Source organism: Psychrobacter sp. R86515 (assembly GCF_042466315.1).
Lineage (GTDB): Bacteria > Pseudomonadota > Gammaproteobacteria > Pseudomonadales > Moraxellaceae > Psychrobacter.
On the sequence record NZ_JAXHCC010000001.1, the window covers coordinates 952,878 to 972,398 of the forward strand.

Consider the following 19,521-nt stretch of genomic DNA (forward strand, 5'->3'; position numbering starts at 1 on the left):
TTTTATAGCTAACTTGTTATCTAAAGAATAGGATAAATTCGGTCTATTGAAAAATAGGTATCAAACGATTTAAGAGTAAAACTGTATGGTCAATACGTTGGTCGTATGTAAGAAGAAATAATATATAGACAATCACCCTATATAATCGAATATAGACATAGTCGAATTTTGGTATAATTGTATTTGATGAGATAATTAAAGCGTCTTTTTTAGCGCTTAATATGTGCCGTTTGAACACATTATGACATTATCGGGCTAAAATACTATGCGCACAATGATTATGCGTTTATAATTGATGATAGATATTCATTACATAAATACCTAGTATTGAACAAACAAACTATGTCGCAAAAAATGGGCATGATAATCTATACAGCAATGTATGTCTGTCTGAAAAGGCAGGATTTATCAGCAAATTTAGGGTAATTCAGCATCAATAACCAGTTTATAGGTTAGCTGAAAATATAATTATCTATTAATAGCTTATCATTAATGGATTGGTTATGACTCAAAGAAGTATATATAAATTAATGTTGTGAAACGAGCTAGATAAGAAAACTGAGCGTTCACAAATAGTTTTATTTTTAGACGGGTATTGCAATAAGACTTGTTACCACTATTTAGCATCACTTGCTCTTGTAGACAATGACAGCAATATTCTATGGTGATGGCAATACTTAGGGATAAAAGTGTTTTATCGAATAGTATTTAACAGGATATGACACATTGTCTAACTACCTGGGCATACAACGACTGACACAATAATAAGCACGATTCCATTCATTTATCTATCAAATAGACGATTATTATGAATAGTATAACCAAAGAAAAATCTGGCCAAGTACATACCGAACTGGCTGCCGATAACGCCAACTATATAGAAGCTCTCTACGAGCAATACCTAACAGACCCTGATAGTGTTGATACTGACTGGCAAACGTACTTTGAACAGTATAAGTCGCAGAACGATGCTCAGCACAACGCTATCAAAGATCAGTTCTTACTACTTGCTCGTAATCAAACGGCAAATAAGAGTAGCAGTACTGATACCGACTCTAGCAGCTCTGCCAACTGTGATCCTAAGCAGATGGGCGTACAGCAACTAATCTCAGCATACCGTCGTCGCGGTCATCGCCGTGCTAAGCTTGATCCTTTAGATTTGCATCCACGTGCAGAAGTAGAAGATTTGACACTTGCTTATCATAATTTGTCAGAAGCTGATCTTGATACCGTATTCCCGACCAATGATTTAGTCATCGGTAAAGACGAAGCGCCACTGCGCGAAATCATCGAAATCATGGAACGTGTTTACTGTGGTCATATCGGTGTCGAGTACATGCATGTTACCACCAGTACAGAAAAACGCTGGATGGAAGAATACCTAGAGACTAATCTAGGTTATATCAAATTCGACAAAGAAAAACGTTTATCTATTCTTGAGCGTTTAACGGCTGCTGAAGGTCTAGAAAAATACCTTGCTCGTAAATACACGGGTGTTAAGCGTTTTGGTTTGGAAGGTGGTGAGAGCTTCATTCCTGCTATCAATGAAATCATTCAACGTGCTGGTGGTTATGGCACAAAAGAAATGGTCATTGGTATGGCTCACCGTGGCCGCCTAAACCTACTAGTCAACATTTTAGGTAAAAATCCTGCAGATTTGTTTGACGAGTTTGATGGTAAAGTGCAGCCAGAAAAAGGTTCAGGTGACGTTAAATACCACAATGGTTTTTCATCTAATGTGATGACACCAGGTGGCGAAGCGCATTTGGCTTTAGCATTTAACCCATCGCATCTTGAAATTGTAGCTCCAGTACTACAAGGCTCAGTACGTGCCCGTCAAGTACGCCGTAACGATCAGCCACTATTAGATAATACTGGTGGTAATTCAGTATTACCGATCGTGATTCATGGTGATGCTGCTTTTGCTGGCCAAGGTGTGGTTCAAGAAACCTTCCAAATGTCACAGACCCGTGCTTATACCACTGGCGGTACTGTGCATATCGTGATCAATAATCAAGTTGGCTTTACTACTAGCCGTCAAGAAGATGTTCGTTCAACTGAATATTGTACTGACGTTGCCAAGATGGTTCATGCTCCTATCCTACATGTAAACGGTGATGATCCTGAAGCAGTCGTATTTGCCGCTCAGTTAGCATTAGATTATCGTCATAAGTTTGACAAAGACATCATCATTGATTTGTTCTGCTATCGCCGTAATGGCCATAACGAGGCAGATGAGCCATCTGCAACTCAGCCATTGATGTATGCTGTTATTAAGAAGCTTCCAACTACTCGTACTCTGTATGCGCAGAAGCTTATCGCAGAAGGTATCTTGAATGCTGAAGAAGAGAAACAGTACGAAGATGACTATCGTGAGTCTTTAGACCGTGGTGATTATGTGGTTAGCTCATTGGTTCAAGAGCCTAACGAACAGTTGTTCGTAGACTGGAAACCTTATCTAGGTCATGACTTGGTTGATGACTGGGACACCAGTGTTGATATCGAAAAGCTGAAAGGTTATGGACGCCGTATGGCCGAAATGCCAGAAGGTTATAAGCTACAACGTCAGGTTCAAAAAGTCGTTGAGCAGCGTCTAGCGATGCAAACGGGCGAAGAGCCTCTTAATTGGGGTGCCGCTGAGACATTGGCTTATGCATCATTGGTCGATAACGATGGCGTATTAGTACGTATTACTGGTGAAGATGTTGGCCGTGGTACTTTCTCACATCGTCACAGCGAAATATACAATGTCAATGATGGCAGCATGTATGTACCGTTGTCTCATTTAAGTGAGAACCAAGCACGCTTTGCTACTTACAACTCATTGTTATCAGAAGAAGCGGTACTAGCCTTTGAATATGGTTACGCGACCACCGTACCGAACGCATTGATCGTTTGGGAAGCACAGTTTGGTGATTTCGTTAACGGTGCTCAGGTTGTGATTGACCAGTTCATCTCAAGCGGCGAGACCAAATGGCAGCGTGTTTGTGGTTTGACGATGTTGTTACCACATGGTTTTGAAGGTCAAGGCCCTGAGCATTCATCTGCACGTCTAGAGCGCTTCTTACAGCTATGTGCTGAAGACAATATGCAGGTCATTACGCCAACGACTCCTGCGCAAATTTATCATGCATTACGTCGTCAGGCAGTACGTCCTATCCGTAAGCCACTGATCGTTATGTCACCAAAGAGCTTATTACGTCATAAGCTAGCGACTTCTAACCTAGAAGAGCTTGCTAACGGTAAGTTTGAGACGGTATTGCCAGAGATGGACGATCACAACGCAGACAAAGTGACTCGTATGGTTCTGTGTGGTGGTAAGGTTTATTATGATTTGTTAGAGCAGCGCCGCGCGTTAGGTCTTGACCATGTGGCTATCGTTCGTATTGAGCAATTGTATCCATTGCCAGAGACTCGCTTAATCGCTGAAATCGAAAAGTACAGTAACCTAACTGAAATCGTATGGACGCAAGAAGAGCCATTGAACCAAGGCGCTTGGTACTATTTAGCACCGCATATGTTCCGTATTGTCGTACCGCATCCAACCAAAGCAAAAGTCATGGAGCCAGTAGCGCGTCCTCCTAGTGCAGCCCCTGCAACAGGATCACCGAAACTGCACGCTCAACAACAGCAAGCACTCATTGCTGGTGGCCTTGGCATAAGTGTTGATGAATTAGCTCAGTAACACCTTGTCTAATCAAAAGATTATAGAAGATAAATGAATCAGGCGATGACAGTCAGTGTTTTTTAATAAAATATAAGCAAAGTTATTAGAAAACTACTGACTGCCTATCACGACTTAATAATAAGTATGAATATCCAAATCTAAGGAGTATATCGATGGCTGACATCAAAGCCCCCGTTTTTCCAGAATCGGTTGCCGATGGCACAATCGTTGAGTGGCACGTCACTGAAGGTCAACAAGTTAATCGTGATGACCTATTGGCTGAAATTGAAACTGATAAAGTTGTATTAGAAGTTGTAGCACCTGATGATGGTATATTGACCAAAATCGTAAAGCAAGTTGACGATACTGTATTGTCTGATGAGCTTATCGCTCAGTTTGAAGCCGGTGCAAGTGCTGGTGCTAGCGCAGAAGAAGCGCCAGCAGTAGATCCTGATCAACCAGCTGCGCCAGTTCAAGCAAAACAAGCTGCCGATGGTGGCGAGCCTGTTCAAGTAACAGATAAGAAAGGCGAAGCTGATCATAAAGATCAAAGCCCAGCAGTTCGTAAAGCAGCAAAAGAATCAGGCGTAGATCCTAAAGAAGTTGAAGGTAGTGGCCGCGGTGGTCGTGTAACCAAAACTGATATGGCTAACCCGACATTGAAATCAGACAGCAGCATCAAGTCTGATAGCGGCCGTCCTGTTGCTGAATCAATGGGTGAGCGTACTGAAAAACGTGTTCCAATGACTCGTCTTCGTAAGCGTGTTGCTGAGCGTCTATTATCAGCATCACAAGATACAGCGATGTTGACGACGTTTAACGAAGTGAACATGAAGCCATTGATGGACATGCGCGCTAAGTACAAAGAGAAGTTTGAAAAACGTCATGGCGTACGTTTAGGCTTTATGTCATTGTTCGTAAAAGCAGCGACAGAAGCGCTAAAACGCTTCCCAGCAGTAAACGCTTCACTAGATGGCGATGACATTGTTTATCATGGTTTCTATGATATCGGTGTAGCAGTATCTTCAGATCGTGGCTTGGTTGTTCCAGTACTACGTGATACTGATCGCATGAGTATGGCTGACGTTGAAAGCACAATCCGTGAGTTTGGCGGTAAAGCACAGCAAGGTAAGCTTGGTCTAGAAGACATGACTGGCGGTACGTTCACTATCTCTAACGGTGGTGTATTTGGTTCATTGATGTCAACACCTATCTTGAATCCACCACAAACTGCTATCTTAGGTATGCATGCTATCAATGACCGCCCAATGGCAGTCGATGGTAAAGTTGAAGTCTTACCAATGATGTACTTAGCATTATCTTATGACCATCGTATGATCGATGGTAAAGAAGCAGTACAGTTCTTGGTAACTATCAAAGAGTTGGTTGAAGACCCTGCAATGCTACTACTAGACCTGTAAGCTTTTAAGCTTGTATTGGCAACCGCTGATACAAGCTTTTTAACTTTGGTATAGATAATGATTTTTATTAGTCAGCGATTACTTGATGCGCTGATAACTGTATTTAAATAAATTTAATAATGGTGACTTGCTATCGATTATCGATGTGTGAGTCTATCTCATTGACATAGTGTATTAACTGTTCAGTGTAGATAACGCTGATCTATCAGCAAGATAACAACCAGTTTAAATGACACATACAATTAAAAATAGGAACGTACTATGAAAGACAATTATGATTTAGTCGTCATCGGCGGCGGTCCTGGTGGTTACGAAGCAGCTATTCGTGCAGGCCAGCTCGGTATGAGTGTTGCTTGTATCGAAAAGCGCGTTTATAAAGGCGAGCCAGCACTTGGCGGTACTTGCTTAAACGTTGGTTGTATCCCATCAAAAGCCCTACTTGATAGCTCACATCGTTACGAAGCTACTAAGCATGACCTTGACGAGCACGGTATCAGTACTGGTGACGTTGCTATCAATATCGAAAAAATGATAGAGCGTAAAGAAGGTATTGTTAAGCAGTTGACTGGTGGTGTTGCAGCGTTGCTAAAAGGCAATGGTGTTGACTGGCTACAAGGCTGGGGTACATTGGTCGACGGTAAAGGCGCTGACAAAAAAGTCAAATTTACTGCTCTAGAAGACGAAAGCGAAACGACGATCACTGCTAAGAATGTCATTCTTGCGGCAGGTTCTGTGCCTATCGAGATTCCTGTTGCCAAAACTGACGGTGACCGCATTGTTGATTCAACTGGCGCACTTGATTTCACTGAAGTACCTAAGCGTCTAGGCGTTATCGGTGCTGGTGTTATCGGTCTTGAGCTTGGTTCAGTATGGCGTCGTCTAGGTGCAGAAGTAGTGGTATATGAAGCACTTCCTAGCTTCTTAGCTGCTGCTGACAAAGACATCTCAAAAGAAGCTGGCAAAATGCTGAAGAAGCAAGGTCTTGATATCCGTGTCGATACCAAAGTAACCAATGCTGAAGTTCAAGGTGACCAAGTTGTCGTCACTAGCGAAAGCAAAGGTGAGTCGAGCGAGGAGAGCTTTGATAAGCTAATCGTTTGTGTTGGTCGTCGCGCTTATTCTGAAAAATTGCTTGGCGATGATAGTGGCATCACGTTGACTGAACGTGGCCTTATCGATGTCAATGACCAGTGCAAAACCAATCTTGATGGCGTTTATGCTATCGGTGATTTGGTCCGTGGTCCTATGCTTGCGCATAAAGCTATGGAAGAAGGCATGATGGCTGTTGAGCGTATTCATGGCGAAAAACCTCAAGTTAACTATGACACTATCATCAATGTCATTTATACTCACCCAGAAATCGCATGGGTAGGTTTGACTGAGCAAGAAGCTGAAGAAGCTGGCTATGAAGTTAAAACAGGTTCTTTCAACTTAGCTGCCAACGGTCGTGCATTAGCGCAAAGTGAAGCGCAAGGTTCTGTGAAAGTAGTTGCTGATGCGAAAACAGATCGTCTATTAGGTATGCATGCTATCGCTGCTGGTGCTGGTGATATCGTCCATCAAGGTATGATCGCGATGGAATTTGTGTCTAGCATCGAAGACTTGCAGTTGATGACATTTGCTCATCCAACTATTTCAGAAGCAGTGCATGAAGCTGCTCTATCTGCAGATGGTCGCGCAATTCACGCCATCCAGCGCAAAAAACGTAAGAAATAAGTAGTTGCTCGTTTAGTTATTATCGATTTACAACCTGATTGGGGTATCGCTATTTTGGTGATGCCACAATCATTAGTGCGTCAGACGTATGATTAATATGTATATGTGCGCACTTGATTTCACTTTTTATTAATTGTAAAAATAAAGGATACAATCAATGAATTTACATGAGTATCAAGCAAAAGAGCTATTAAAAAGCTACGGTTTGCCAATTCAAGAAGGCATCATCGCTCATAACGGCGAAGAAGCTGCTGCAGCTTTTGACAAAACCCCAACTGACATTGCGGTAATCAAAGCGCAAGTACATGCTGGTGGTCGCGGTAAAGCTGGTGGTGTAAAGCTGGTTAAAACTCGTGAAGAAGCTAAGCAAGTTGCTGAAGAGCTGATCGGTACTAACCTAGTAACGTTCCAAACTGATGCTGATGGCCAGCCAGTAAACTTCGTATTGGTTGCAGAAGACATGTATCCAGTACAAACTGAGCTATATCTTGGCGCAGTCGTTGATCGTGCAACTCGTCGTGTAACTTTCATGGCATCTACCGAAGGTGGTGTAGATATCGAAGAAGTAGCACACAGCACTCCAGAAAAAATCTTCAAAGTAAATGTTGATCCTTTAGTTGGTTTAATGCCTTTCCAAGCGCGCGACGTTGCGTTCAAACTTGGTCTAGAAGGTAAGCAAATCAATCAATTCGTTAAATTGATGACAGGCGCTTATAAAGCATTCGTTGAAAACGACTTTGCTCTAATGGAAATCAACCCATTAGCTGTTCGTGAAAATGGCGAAATCGTTTGTGTTGATGGCAAAATCGGTATCGACTCAAACGCACTATATCGTTTGCCAAAAATCGCAGCGCTACAAGACAAAACTCAAGAAAATGAGCGTGAGCTTAAAGCTGCTGAATTTGACCTAAACTATGTTGCTCTAGAAGGTAACATCGGTTGTATGGTTAACGGTGCTGGTCTTGCAATGGCGACCATGGACATCATCAAATTGTATGGCGGCAAGCCTGCTAACTTCTTGGACGTTGGCGGCGGCGCAACTAAAGATCGCGTTGTTGAAGCGTTCAAAATCATCCTAGAAGACAGCAGTGTTGAAGGCGTTCTAATCAACATCTTCGGCGGTATCGTACGTTGTGACATGATTGCAGAAGCTATTATCGCTGCTATCAAAGAAGTTGACGTACAAGTACCAGTTGTTGTTCGTTTAGAAGGTAACAACGCTGAGCTAGGCGCACAAATCCTAGAAGAGTCTGGTCTGAAATTGATTTCAGCTCAAGGTTTATCTGACGCGGCTCAAAAAATTGTCGATGCTGTTAAAGCGTAAGTCTTTAATTATAAGTGTTTAGAGATAGACGCTTAAGCATAGTAGTCAAATCGTAATAGTGGTTTTTATAATAAAAGTTGGTTATCAAAACTTGATAGTGATAGTTATAAAGACCACTGTTACAAGACAACCGAATACAAGGAAAATATAATGAGTGTATTAATCGATAAAGATACCAAAGTATTGGTACAAGGTTTTACTGGTAAAAATGGTACGTTCCATTCTGAACAAGCCATCGAATATGGTACAAAAGTAGTTGGTGGTGTGACTCCAGGTAAAGGCGGTCAAACGCACCTAGGCCTACCAGTATTTAACACTATGGCGGAAGCCATGGAAGCGACTCAAGCTGACGCTTCTGTTATCTACGTACCAGCACCATTTGTACTAGACTCTATCGTTGAAGCAATCGATGCTGGCGTTAAGTTGATCGTTGTGATCACTGAAGGCGTACCGACTATCGATATGCTAAAAGCAAAACGCTATCTTGAAGAAGCTGGCGATGTGCGTCTAGTTGGTCCTAACTGCCCAGGCGTTATCACTCCAGGTCAGTGCAAAATCGGCATCATGCCAGGCCATATCCATCAGCCAGGTAAAGTGGGTATCATCTCACGCTCTGGTACATTGACTTATGAAGCCGTAGCTCAGACAACTAAGCTTGGTTTTGGTCAGTCAACTTGTATCGGTATCGGTGGTGATCCTATCCCTGGTATGAACCAGATTGACGCACTGAAGCTATTTGAAGCTGATCCACAAACTGAAGCTATCATTCTAATCGGTGAGATCGGTGGTACTGCTGAAGAAGAAGCTGCTGCTTACATCAAAGACCATGTGACTAAGCCAGTTGTTGGTTATATCGCTGGTGTTACTGCTCCAGAAGGTAAGCGTATGGGCCATGCTGGCGCTATTATCTCTGGTGGTCAAGGTACTGCTGAAGAGAAATTCAAAGCGTTTGAAGATGCTGGTATCGCGTATACACGTGACCCATCTAAGCTTGGCGACAAGCTAAAAGAAGTTACTGGTTGGTAAGATAGGCATTAGTCTACAGTTAAACTACTAAATCTACATTGAAATATGATAAAGACACCCCTACAATGGGGTGTCTTTTTATGCCTGAAAATTTTATGAAGAATAAAATATTAGTTACTGGCGGTGCTGGATATCTTGGTTCCCATACTTGTATAGCATTGCATGAAGCAGGCTATGATATTGCTGTATACGATAACTTATCCAATAGTAGCCGTGAAGCTATTAACCGTGTCTCTACGCTTATTGGGCAGAAAATAGAATTTATTGAAGGTGATATTCGAGATGCCGAGTTACTCAGACAAGTTTTTGCTTCGCATGAGTTTTTTGGTGTCATTCACTTCGCTGGATTAAAAGCTGTTGGAGAGTCAGTCGTTAAACCATTGTTATATTATAACAATAATGTTGGCGGTACCATAATCTTACTAGAAGTTATGGCAGAATATGACGTGAAGAGTTTAGTATTTTCATCGTCTGCTACTGTTTATGGTGATCCTGATACTTTACCTATTGATGAGAGCTCAAAGCGCTTTTGCACCAATCCTTACGGACAAAGTAAGCTTGCTATCGAATATATATTAGAAGACTTGGCTAAGGCTGATAATAGCTGGAATCTAATAGCATTGAGATATTTTAATCCGATAGGTGCACATTCATCAGGACAGATTGGGGAAGATCCGAATGGTATTCCAAATAATTTGATGCCTTACATTTCTCAAGTCGCTGTCGGTAAGCTCGAAAAGCTCAGTATTTTTGGAAATGACTATCCTACTGTAGATGGGACAGGTGTGCGTGATTTTATACATGTTACTGATTTGGCACAAGGTCACGTAGCCGCACTGGATTATTTAGAACAGCAAATCAGTTCAAATAAGATAAATATCAGTAAAAAAAAATCAGTAGGTTTTTTACCTATTAACTTGGGGACGGGTGGAGGTACCTCAGTATTAGAGTTGGTAAATGCCTTTACTGAAGTAACTGGGAGAGATATTTCTTATCAGTTTACGGATCGTCGTCTAGGTGATATTGCTAGTTGCTATGCAGATATCGATAAAGCAAAGTTCTTATTAGGGTGGAAAGCCAAATTATCGATTCACGATATGTGCCAAGATTCTTGGCGTTGGCAAATTCTCAATCCAAATGGTTATGATTAAACATCGAAATTTCATGCTATTTAAATCTTTAACGAATTTTGTAATAGGTACAATCTGATATTTGTAATTATTTATGTGAATTTTCTATAGTGTTGTTTTCGTTATTACAATTAAATAAGTAATTATCAAATTACTCATAAAAATATAGGTTTGCAAAGTACCTACTAAAACTATGTTGGAAAAATATATTATTGCTCATAAAAAATGGGTTTTCTACTGAAGTTTATATTCAAATACACAAGGAAAAATAACATGCTCCGTAATTCAACTATATTAGTGACAGGTGGTACAGGTTCGTTCGGACATAAATTCATACCTATGACCCTTGAAAAATATAATCCTAAAAAGATCATCATTTTTTCAAGAGATGAAATGAAACAATGGGAAATGGCTAAACTGTTTCAAGATGACCCACGTGTGCGCTTTTTTATTGGCGATGTAAGAGATAAAGAAAGGCTATATCGTGCTTTAGATGGAGTTGATTACGTCGTGCATGCTGCTGCTACCAAAATTGTTCCAACAGCAGAATACAATCCTTTTGAATGTGTAAAAACAAATGTACATGGGGCAATGAACCTAATTGACGCATGCATAGATAAAGGTGTTAAGGGTGTAGTTGCGTTATCAACTGATAAAGCAAGTAGTCCTATAAATCTATACGGTGCTACTAAACTCACTTCTGATAAGTTATTTGTAGCAGGAAATGCTTATAGCGGACAGCATGTGACCAAATTCTCTGTCGTAAGATATGGTAATGTGATGGGATCACGTGGATCAGTAATCCCTTTCTTCTTATCAATTAAAGAAAGAGGCGAGCTACCTATTACTGATGATCGTATGACACGTTTTATGATTACTTTGGAAGAAGGTGTTGAGCTTGTATGGCATGCTTTTGAAGATATGGAAGGTGGTGAAATTTACGTTAAAAAAATTCCATCAATGAATATTATGGATGTAGCAAAAGCTGTAGCGCCAGAAGCTACCACTAAGGTAGTTGGAATTAGACCTGGTGAGAAGCTACATGAGCAAATGATTGGTGCTGAAGATTCTTATTATACCTATGAGTACCCTGAACACTTCAAAATCTTACCTACTATTAACAATTGGGGTCATTCACCTGAAAGAGTGAAAGATGGTAAATTAGTTCCAGAAGGTTTTGTTTATTCAAGTGATAATAATACTGAATGGATGCCAAGAGAAGAGCTCGAATCTTGGATACAAGAAAACAAAGATAATATTGGTAAAATCTAATGAATTTTATTCCCTACGGTCGCCAAAATATTACAGAGGAGGACATTGACGCAGTCGTCAATGTCCTCAAGTCTGATTATTTAACGCAAGGTCCTAAAGTACCAGAATTCGAAGATACAATCAAAAAACATTGTAATATTGAATATGCTCTGGCAATGAACAGTGCTACTTCAGCCCTCCACGTTGCATGTTTGGCTTTGGATGTGGGCAAAGGTGACATTGTTTGGACGACTCCTATTACATTTGTAGCATCTGCAAACTGTGCTTTGTATTGTGGTGCTACAGTTGATTTCGTAGATATTGATCCAAGAACCTATAATTTATCTACTCAGTCTCTAGAACATAAGCTTAAAGCTGCTAAAGAGCAAGGTAAATTACCGAAGGTAGTGATTCCTGTGCATTTATGTGGTCAGCCTTGTGATATGGAGAGGATATATCAACTTTCTAAAAAGTATGGCTTTTCTATTATCGAGGATGCTTCACATGCTATAGGTGGTAAGTATAAAAATCAGCCAATAGGTAACTGCCAATATTCGGATATTACGATTTTCAGCTTTCATCCAGTGAAAATAATTACGACTGCTGAAGGCGGCGTAGCGACCACGAAAAGCAAAGAGCTAGCACAAAAGATGGAGTTGTTACGTAGTCATGGTATTACTCGTGATTCTGATCTAATGACTCATGAGCCAGATGGCTCTTGGTACTATCAACAAATTACGCTTGGTTTTAATTATCGAATGACTGAAATGCAGGCTGCGTTAGGTGTCTCTCAAATTAAACGTCTTAATACTATTACTGACAGACGCCATCAACTTGCTAAAACATACGACAGTTTATTGGCTGATCTACCTGTAATAACTCCTTATCAACATTCAGATGGATATTCAGGACTACACCTTTACGTGATACGTATTGAAACTAAACAAGCGCAAAGAACCCAAAAAGAAGTATTTGATGATTTACGGGCTGCGAATATTGGTGTCAATCTTCATTATATCCCTGTACACCTCCAACCTTACTATCAACAAAACCTAGGGTTTACGTTAGGGGACTTTCCTGAAGCAGAGTTATACTATGCACAGGCAATTAGCTTGCCTATGTATCCTGAACTTTCAGAACAAGAGCAGGAGTATGTAGTAAAAACGCTAAGGAGTATTCTAATATGAGTAGTGTAGCTTTGATTCCTGCTCGTGGTGGAAGTAAGCGTATTCCTAGAAAAAATATAAAGAACTTTTGTGGAAAGCCAATTATTGCCTATTCTATCGAATCAGCCCTAGAAAGTGGTTGCTTTGATAAGGTAGTCGTATCAACAGACGACCAAGAAATTGCAACTGTAGCTGAAAAATATGGTGCCGAAGTTCCTTTCTTGAGGCCTGAATACATCAGTAATGACTTTGCAACAACGAAGGATGTAATTAATCATTTTCTAGAGTATTTAAAAGAAACTGATGATGACTATGACTATCTTTGTACTATTTATGCTACAGCGCCACTTCTTCAAAAAAAATATCTTGTCGAAGGTCATAACAAGCTACAGAATTCTAATGTAGTAAATGTATTTAGCTGTACAACGATGCCATTTCCTATACAAAGAACTTTCAAGTTAGGGCATGATGATCGATGCGAAATGTTTTGGCCAGAAAACTTCAGTAGTCGTAGCCAAGATTTGGAAGAGGCTTATCAAGATGCAGGTCAGTTCTACTGGAGAAATCTAAAAACCACCTCTACAAAAAACATGTTTGGCTCTGATAGTGCCGGGATAGTTATACCAAGACATTTCGTACAAGATATTGATACATTAGAAGATTGGGAAAGAGCCGAATATATGTATCAGCTAATCAATAGATAGGACAAATAATGAATAATACAATATTAATTCTGGGTACAAACTCAGGGCAACTTGATTTAATCAAAACAATGAAAGAGTTGGGTTGGTATGTTATTGGTTGTTCAAATAGATCTGATGAAGTTGGCGTTAAATACACAGACAAATTCTATGAAGTTGACATTCGTGATATTGAAGCAGTATCAAAGATAGCAGTAGATAATAATGTTAACTTAGTATATTCAGTATCATCAGATACAGCGATTAAATCAGTAGTACAGGTGTCTAGCAAACTCAACTTGCCTACTTTTTATTCAGAAGAGCTAATCCGATTACTTGATAATAAGCAAGATTTAAGAAGTTTTTTGAATAACATTGAGCTTAGTATTGTTAACTATGTAGAAGTTGATGACATTGATGACAGTAACAAATGGAATACGTTCCCATGTATCGTAAAGCCATCTAATGCACAAGGTCAGCGAGGTGTAAAAAAAGTTAACAATGCTTATGAGCTAAAGAACTCAGTTATAAATGCTAAACAATTTTCGTCAAACAACACTGCAGTGATTGAAGACTTTCTAGATGGAGTGGAGATATCGTGTAATGTGCTAGTTTCAGAAGGCCAAATTGTATTTGACATACTATCTGAACGTTTAACTTATAACGATGAATATTTTGGTATACCAATAGGACATCTAATTCCTTGTGTAAACATTGACGAAGATACTAAGAAAGAAGCTGTTGAATTGGTTTCTAATGTAGTAAAAGCATTAGAAATTGAAAACGGACCTTTATATTTTCAAATGAAAGCGACTACGAACGGAGTCAAAATTATCGAAATCGCTCCGAGATTGGATGGCTGTCACATGTGGAGACTTATTCAGCATGCCACAAATAGAAGCTTTCTAGTTGAAACAATTGAGGTGTTATTAAATAAGCATCAAAGTATGCAGCGTGTGCAATTGAAAGATAATAAATACTACGAATTGATTTTTCAACATTCACAACCGAGTCAAACATTTGAAGAAGAACGTTTCCCTATTCCAGTAGATGCTCTATATCATGAATATAGATACTCTAATGGAGAAGCGATTAATATCATCAATGGCAAAAAAGAAGTAGTAGGTTACTACGTTGCTGAATTTCCAAAAGATAAGTGGGAAGATGAATGAGACTCATAGTCACAGGTGCGACAGGTTTTATTGGTAGGCATTTAGTTGAGTCCGCTCAGCAGAATTTTGAAATTATCTGCTTAACGAGAAGTAACGAGAAAAATGGTGAGAATCAAAGCGTAAGTTTTGTTCAGACAGACTATGAGCTAAATAGTCTAGAAAATATTTTTCGAGAAGGTGATGTGTTGGTTCACTTAGCTGGTCAAAGATTAACTAGAAGTGAAGAAAAACCTAAGCTAAGTGGCTTTATTGATTCCAATATAAAGATGACCGAAAACTTGCTTTTAGCAGCATGTGAGGCAAAAATCAGGCAAGTTGTTCTGACTTCTACCATTGGAATATATTCCGAAATGGATAGAACGCCATATTTAGAAGATGCGGTTACACATCCCAATACTATATATGGATTATCAAAGTTAATGGGGGAGCAGCTAGTCACCTATTACTGTCAAAAAAACAATGTCAAAAGTACTATTTTTAGACTGTCTCAGTGTTTTGGTGTAGGAGAAAAGGACTCTCCAGTCCTAATGAGGTTTGTAAAGCTAGCTAGAAACAAAGAAAAGCTTACCGCCCAAGATAACGAGTTTTATTTGGATGAGGTGTATGTTAAGGATGTTGTTGAAGCAATAATCTTATCCATTACTAAAGAAGTAGCAGGTACTTTTAATGTTGGCGGTGGTAAAGCATACTCTATTTTAGAAATGGCAGAAACAGTTAATGAAGTTTTTGATAATACTGATAACATTGAAATCATCTCAAATATAAAAATTAGAAACGTAGATAATTTTCTATCAACTCAGAAAATAGAGAATCAATTAAATTGGACACCTAAGTTTAATTTAAAAGAGGCTTTAGTTGATATGAGAAATACTTATAATGCAAATAAGGAGTTGAAATGAATACATTGAAGGAAGCTCTATACAAAGGTGACGCTAAAGCAAATGATCCAACTCCGTTTATCATTGCAGAAATGTCAGGGAACCACGGGGCCTCATTAGAACAAGCACTAAAGATTGTCGATCACGCTTCACAAACAGGTGTAGACGCTCTAAAGTTGCAAACCTTTACACCAGAATCGATGACCTTAAATTTAGATCACGACCATTTCAAAGTGACTAACAAAAAGTCATTATGGTATGGCAGAAGACTTTACGACTTATATGAAGAAGCCCAAACAAAGTATGAGTGGCACAAGGCTATATTTGATAGAGCACGTGAAAAAAATGTTTTATGTTTTAGCACTCCTTTCGATGAAGAGGCAGTAGACCTTCTAGAGTCGTTAGAGGTTCCAGCTTATAAAATTGCTTCTTTTGAATGTGTTGATATTCCTTTGATTAGATATGTTGCTCAAACAAAGAAACCAATGATTATCTCTACTGGAATGGCATCTATTTCTGAAATCGACCTGGCTGTGAATACAGCTCTAAAAAATGGCTGCTCTCAGCTGACGCTTTTACAGTGTACTAGTAGTTATCCAGCTCCTGCATCAGAAGCAAATTTAAGAACCATTCCCCATATGAGAGAGTTGTTTGGTTGTCAGGTGGGTTTGTCTGACCACACGCTAGGCATAGGTGCTGCAATAGCTGCTACAACGCTAGGTGCAACTGTTATTGAAAAACATTTTAAGCTAGAAGACGATGAGGGTAGTATCGATGCAGCATTCTCATTGACACCGAGCCAATTTAAACAGCTTGTGACTGAATGCAAAACTGCTGCTGAGGCTATGGGTTGCGTATCTTACGGAGTAAGTGATGCTGATACACTAGCAAGAAAAAATAGAAGATCTATTTATGTTGTTAGTGATATCAAAGCTGGTGAATTGATTACAAGTGAAAATATCAGAAGAATAAGACCGGGACATGGTTTAGCACCGAAATATTTTGATGAAGTAATTGGTAAAAGAGCTGCATCAGATATGAGTATAGGCACACCGTTAGATTGGAATAAATTAGAGAATTGATTATGACTCATTACTGGCTCAAAAAAGCAAAAAAAAGTCTTTTGAAATCTAAAGAGTTTTCTAAGGCGAAAGAAATCTTGGAGACGAATAATTTTTTAGAGAAGAAGGAGTTTGCAAAAGTAAAAGAACTCTTGGATTCTAAAGAGTTCTCGAAAGCAAAAGAGTTCTTAAAAGCTAAAGAATTAGAGTTTTTTAAGGCCAAAGATTTCTTAATCACTAAAGTGAATCAAAGTCCTAGTCATGATATAGAAGAAACATTGCAAGAGCTGGTAAGTAATGAGCAGCTACGGGTTACTTCTCAAAGAAAGTATGGTTTGCATCTTGAAAAGCTACTGAACTCAGAAGAAGGCCTAAAAGACTTAGGCGCAGTTGCTGAAAGACTGATAGGCAATAACCCTGATAGTATTCTACTGATATATTTGTCAGTTATCTCTCTAGCTAAGCAAGAGAGATTTGAAGAAGCGTCTGATTTAATTTCAAGTAAAGTTGTAGAGCTCAAGTTAAATAAAACTAAAAATATTAAGGTCAGAGATAAACAATTAGTGGCCTTGCTAAAGGTTTGGAGAGTTCTCGATCTTGTAGCAAGAGAAAATATGAAGTGGGCAGATGGTGATAATTTAAAGAACAAAAACTACGATGAGTTAGAGTTCTTGTTATCCGATCATGACTTAGAAGATCCTGAGTTGACCTCTGATCTTATTCTATTTTATGCTGAGCCATATTTGCAGGGTAAGCTTCATCATGATTATTTGAATATATGTCAATTAGCATTTGATAAAGCAAAGACTTTAGATAAAAAGCTCAAAGTTATTTATGCTTTTAGACGAGAAGGTATTAGGCGTCTTCCTAGCTATCATCAAAACTATGAGTTGGCGATAGCTTTATATGTTTCATTAGAGGATGAAATTAACGAGTTTGTTAATCAATCTTTGTTAGACAGAACCTTAAAGAATGTAAAAACTCTAAGAACAATAATGAATGTAGGAAGGTCTTTGGGGCAGGAGGCTATATATAGACCGGCTAAAGAGGCAATTATTCAAATCGCAATGTCAGATGCAGGTCAGTCAACAGTATGGACTGCCGCCTTTGCACTTATGGAAGATGGTAAAGACAATTATGAAATATCTAAAACAATACTGAATTTGAATGATAAAAAACCTCAGCATGCATCAGATATTCAGCATTTTCTGGATTGGGCTATATTAGCAGAAGAGTATCAATTAGCTTATGAATTCTTTTCAAAGCAGCCAAGAAAAGTACAGGAGTCAAAGAGTGCTCTTTCTTATGTAAAAATTCTTCATAGACTTAAAAAGTTTAAAGAAGCAGAAGAGATAACTAGAGGAGTTCACATTTCTCTTTTATCTCGGAGCCATAATTTATGTCCGTATACTAGTTGGTCATTGGTCAAACGGTCAGGCGAGCTTAAATTTTTAAAGGATACGGCCGTACTGTATCAAAGTATTCCACAGCCCAAAAATCCACAGGGAGTAATTTTTATTACTCCAAGATCTATAGAGCAGTTGAGAAAAACGCCTATCGTTCTTCTCATGGAGCTTAAAAGATTGGGTTGGGCGGTCATACCTTTATCAGAAGGTCTTTTGCCGACAGAAAAAACGAACAATGTATATATCAATGAGTTCATCGATGTCATAACGATGAATCGAGAAATAAAGAGAGACTCTAAGCTTGAACTTGATACAGAATTCGATATCAGTTTGAGTCAAGGTAAAATGCAGTGGAAAGATATTGATCTATCTCATGTTTTGTGGGAAGAATCAGCTATTAACAAACGTATCTATGACGTAGATTACACTTGCCCAGCATTAAACAACTACTTAGGAAATATTTACACTACAACAAAGTCGGCAGCGACTGTTTTAGACAATATTCATAAGCTAAAAGACGATATTGGATTAAGAATCGGTTTTATCGTACAGTTTAATGCAAGATTACCAGATGCGCTCTATCGTTTTTATTGCGAAGAATATGGAGATCCTAAAGATTTCTTTTGCATACATTCTGCAAATGGATATCAAAATTACTTTTCTAACTTCTCTACTAATATATCTTCTAAGTGTGTTGTTAGAAATATGACGAAGTACCCTCATACACGGTCTGCTAGCTTCCCATTACCAGAGGAGTTTGAGGTTTTTTACCAAGAAAACAAATATCGTGCTGAAGAGATTTTAGAAACGGTAAGTGGCGTTACAAATGTAAAGAGATCCGTCTCTTATGATGACGATTCTGTTGAGAAGAGAGCTGCTATTCAATACATTAATAGTTGGAGAGCAGCTGGCAAAAAAGTAGTTTGTGCATTTGGCAAGGTTGTCTATGATTCAGGAGTTCCATTTGATGGAGGTGCTGCACATTCAGACATGAAGGACTGGATCAATCATTCTATTGAAACGGTTAATGGCACAGATACATTACTACTTATCAAGCCTCATCCACATGAATTAAATCAGCAAATTTCAACATTTGGGAATGCCGTATTTAGAGATATTATTCAGGAAGAAAACCAGAATGTAATATTTCTAGACCATAATTGGTTCAAAATGCATGACTTGAAAGATTTGATAGACTTTGCAATCGTTTATAACGGTACGTCTAGTATTGAGCTAGGTGTAATGGATATACCCGCTATTCTATGTGGACATTTCGGAACGGTCGACTACCCGGTCGGGCACCCTTCGCCAAACGATAGATTGCATTTCGAACAAATGTTAAAAGGTGAAGTCGAACTTGAATGTGACGATGAGTTGAGATACAAATCAGCATTATGGCTTTTTTATATGGGGAGTAGTTTGTTCACAACAGACTATAGATACCATTCAAGACCTGTCACTAATAAAGTACTATATCCTCCGTATTGGTTTAATAAGGATGTAAATCGTTATTTGACTAAGGGCGATCAGAATGTAAGAAAGCTGGCATTAGAAATTATTGAATAGGATTATAAATTGGATATAGTCGTTATAAGGTGTTCAGCAAGTACTAACGTTGGATTT

General features: G+C 39.0%; 13 protein-coding genes. All 13 read left to right on the forward strand.

All coding sequences use genetic code 11. The features are described from left to right. The first annotated feature begins 808 nt into the window (after positions 1-808). The 13 genes from SJY28_RS04050 to SJY28_RS04110 all read left to right on the forward strand — a co-directional run bounded on the left by SJY28_RS04050 (position 809) and on the right by SJY28_RS04110 (position 19,464). Positions 809-3,685, forward strand: coding sequence for a 2-oxoglutarate dehydrogenase E1 component (locus tag SJY28_RS04050; protein ID WP_379543519.1), 2,877 nt, complete (start codon positions 809-811; stop codon positions 3,683-3,685). Between the two features lie 155 nt (positions 3,686-3,840). Continuing rightward, positions 3,841-5,088: a 2-oxoglutarate dehydrogenase complex dihydrolipoyllysine-residue succinyltransferase gene (odhB, locus tag SJY28_RS04055; protein WP_379543520.1), complete on the forward strand. Its 1,248-nt coding sequence runs from the start codon at positions 3,841-3,843 to the stop codon at positions 5,086-5,088. Between the two features lie 261 nt (positions 5,089-5,349). Then, complete coding sequence (gene lpdA / locus SJY28_RS04060; RefSeq protein ID WP_201547476.1) at positions 5,350-6,804, forward strand: dihydrolipoyl dehydrogenase; 1,455 nt, start codon at positions 5,350-5,352, stop codon at positions 6,802-6,804. A 157-nt stretch (positions 6,805-6,961) separates the two neighbouring features. Beyond that, on the forward strand, positions 6,962-8,128 hold the full coding sequence (gene sucC / locus SJY28_RS04065; RefSeq protein WP_057757869.1) for an ADP-forming succinate--CoA ligase subunit beta: 1,167 nt from the start codon (positions 6,962-6,964) through the stop codon (positions 8,126-8,128). Between the two features lie 150 nt (positions 8,129-8,278). Then, complete coding sequence (sucD, locus tag SJY28_RS04070) at positions 8,279-9,154, forward strand: succinate--CoA ligase subunit alpha (RefSeq protein WP_101204626.1); 876 nt, start codon at positions 8,279-8,281, stop codon at positions 9,152-9,154. Positions 9,155-9,234: 80 nt separating this feature from the next. Next, positions 9,235-10,305 (forward strand): UDP-glucose 4-epimerase GalE, encoded by a 1,071-nt coding sequence (galE, locus tag SJY28_RS04075; protein ID WP_379543522.1) that lies wholly within the window; start codon positions 9,235-9,237, stop codon positions 10,303-10,305. 252 nt (positions 10,306-10,557) lie between these two features. Beyond that, on the forward strand, positions 10,558-11,556 hold the full coding sequence (gene pseB, locus SJY28_RS04080; protein WP_379543523.1) for a UDP-N-acetylglucosamine 4,6-dehydratase (inverting): 999 nt from the start codon (positions 10,558-10,560) through the stop codon (positions 11,554-11,556). Next, positions 11,556-12,722 (forward strand): UDP-4-amino-4,6-dideoxy-N-acetyl-beta-L-altrosamine transaminase, encoded by a 1,167-nt coding sequence (pseC, locus tag SJY28_RS04085; RefSeq protein ID WP_379543524.1) that lies wholly within the window; start codon positions 11,556-11,558, stop codon positions 12,720-12,722. Before pseB ends, pseC begins: the two co-directional genes overlap by 1 nt. Continuing rightward, positions 12,719-13,405 (forward strand): pseudaminic acid cytidylyltransferase, encoded by a 687-nt coding sequence (pseF, locus tag SJY28_RS04090; RefSeq protein ID WP_102078640.1) that lies wholly within the window; start codon positions 12,719-12,721, stop codon positions 13,403-13,405. Before pseC ends, pseF begins: the two co-directional genes overlap by 4 nt. 8 nt (positions 13,406-13,413) lie before the next feature. Then, a complete protein-coding gene (locus tag SJY28_RS04095; protein ID WP_290189875.1) occupies positions 13,414-14,553 on the forward strand; it encodes an acetyl-CoA carboxylase biotin carboxylase subunit family protein in 1,140 nt (379 codons plus the stop codon). Continuing rightward, positions 14,550-15,452, forward strand: coding sequence for an NAD(P)-dependent oxidoreductase (locus SJY28_RS04100; RefSeq protein WP_102078638.1), 903 nt, complete (start codon positions 14,550-14,552; stop codon positions 15,450-15,452). Before SJY28_RS04095 ends, SJY28_RS04100 begins: the two co-directional genes overlap by 4 nt. After that, the gene (gene pseI, locus SJY28_RS04105; protein WP_379543526.1) at positions 15,449-16,513 is read left to right on the forward strand and encodes a pseudaminic acid synthase; all 1,065 of its coding nucleotides are present in this window, start codon (positions 15,449-15,451) and stop codon (positions 16,511-16,513) included. Before SJY28_RS04100 ends, pseI begins: the two co-directional genes overlap by 4 nt. A gap of 2 nt (positions 16,514-16,515) precedes the next feature. Continuing rightward, positions 16,516-19,464 carry a hypothetical protein gene (locus SJY28_RS04110; protein WP_379543527.1) on the forward strand — a complete coding sequence of 983 codons (2,949 nt, stop codon included), beginning with the start codon at positions 16,516-16,518 and terminating at the stop codon, positions 19,462-19,464. The last annotated feature ends 57 nt before the right edge of the window (positions 19,465-19,521 follow it).

Excerpts from the sequence above, each read along its gene's own strand:
- SJY28_RS04050 (WP_379543519.1), top strand. The coding sequence starts at position 809 with ATGAATAGTATAACCAAAGAAAAATCTGGCCAAGTACATACCGAACTG.
- odhB (WP_379543520.1), top strand. The coding sequence starts at position 3,841 with ATGGCTGACATCAAAGCCCCCGTTTTTCCAGAATCGGTTGCCGATGGC.
- lpdA (WP_201547476.1), top strand. The coding sequence starts at position 5,350 with ATGAAAGACAATTATGATTTAGTCGTCATCGGCGGCGGTCCTGGTGGT.
- sucC (WP_057757869.1), top strand. The coding sequence starts at position 6,962 with ATGAATTTACATGAGTATCAAGCAAAAGAGCTATTAAAAAGCTACGGT.
- sucD (WP_101204626.1), top strand. The coding sequence starts at position 8,279 with ATGAGTGTATTAATCGATAAAGATACCAAAGTATTGGTACAAGGTTTT.
- galE (WP_379543522.1), top strand. The coding sequence starts at position 9,235 with ATGCCTGAAAATTTTATGAAGAATAAAATATTAGTTACTGGCGGTGCT.
- pseB (WP_379543523.1), top strand. The coding sequence starts at position 10,558 with ATGCTCCGTAATTCAACTATATTAGTGACAGGTGGTACAGGTTCGTTC.
- pseC (WP_379543524.1), top strand. The coding sequence starts at position 11,556 with ATGAATTTTATTCCCTACGGTCGCCAAAATATTACAGAGGAGGACATT.
- pseF (WP_102078640.1), top strand. The coding sequence starts at position 12,719 with ATGAGTAGTGTAGCTTTGATTCCTGCTCGTGGTGGAAGTAAGCGTATT.
- SJY28_RS04095 (WP_290189875.1), top strand. The coding sequence starts at position 13,414 with ATGAATAATACAATATTAATTCTGGGTACAAACTCAGGGCAACTTGAT.
- SJY28_RS04100 (WP_102078638.1), top strand. The coding sequence starts at position 14,550 with ATGAGACTCATAGTCACAGGTGCGACAGGTTTTATTGGTAGGCATTTA.
- pseI (WP_379543526.1), top strand. The coding sequence starts at position 15,449 with ATGAATACATTGAAGGAAGCTCTATACAAAGGTGACGCTAAAGCAAAT.
- SJY28_RS04110 (WP_379543527.1), top strand. The coding sequence starts at position 16,516 with ATGACTCATTACTGGCTCAAAAAAGCAAAAAAAAGTCTTTTGAAATCT.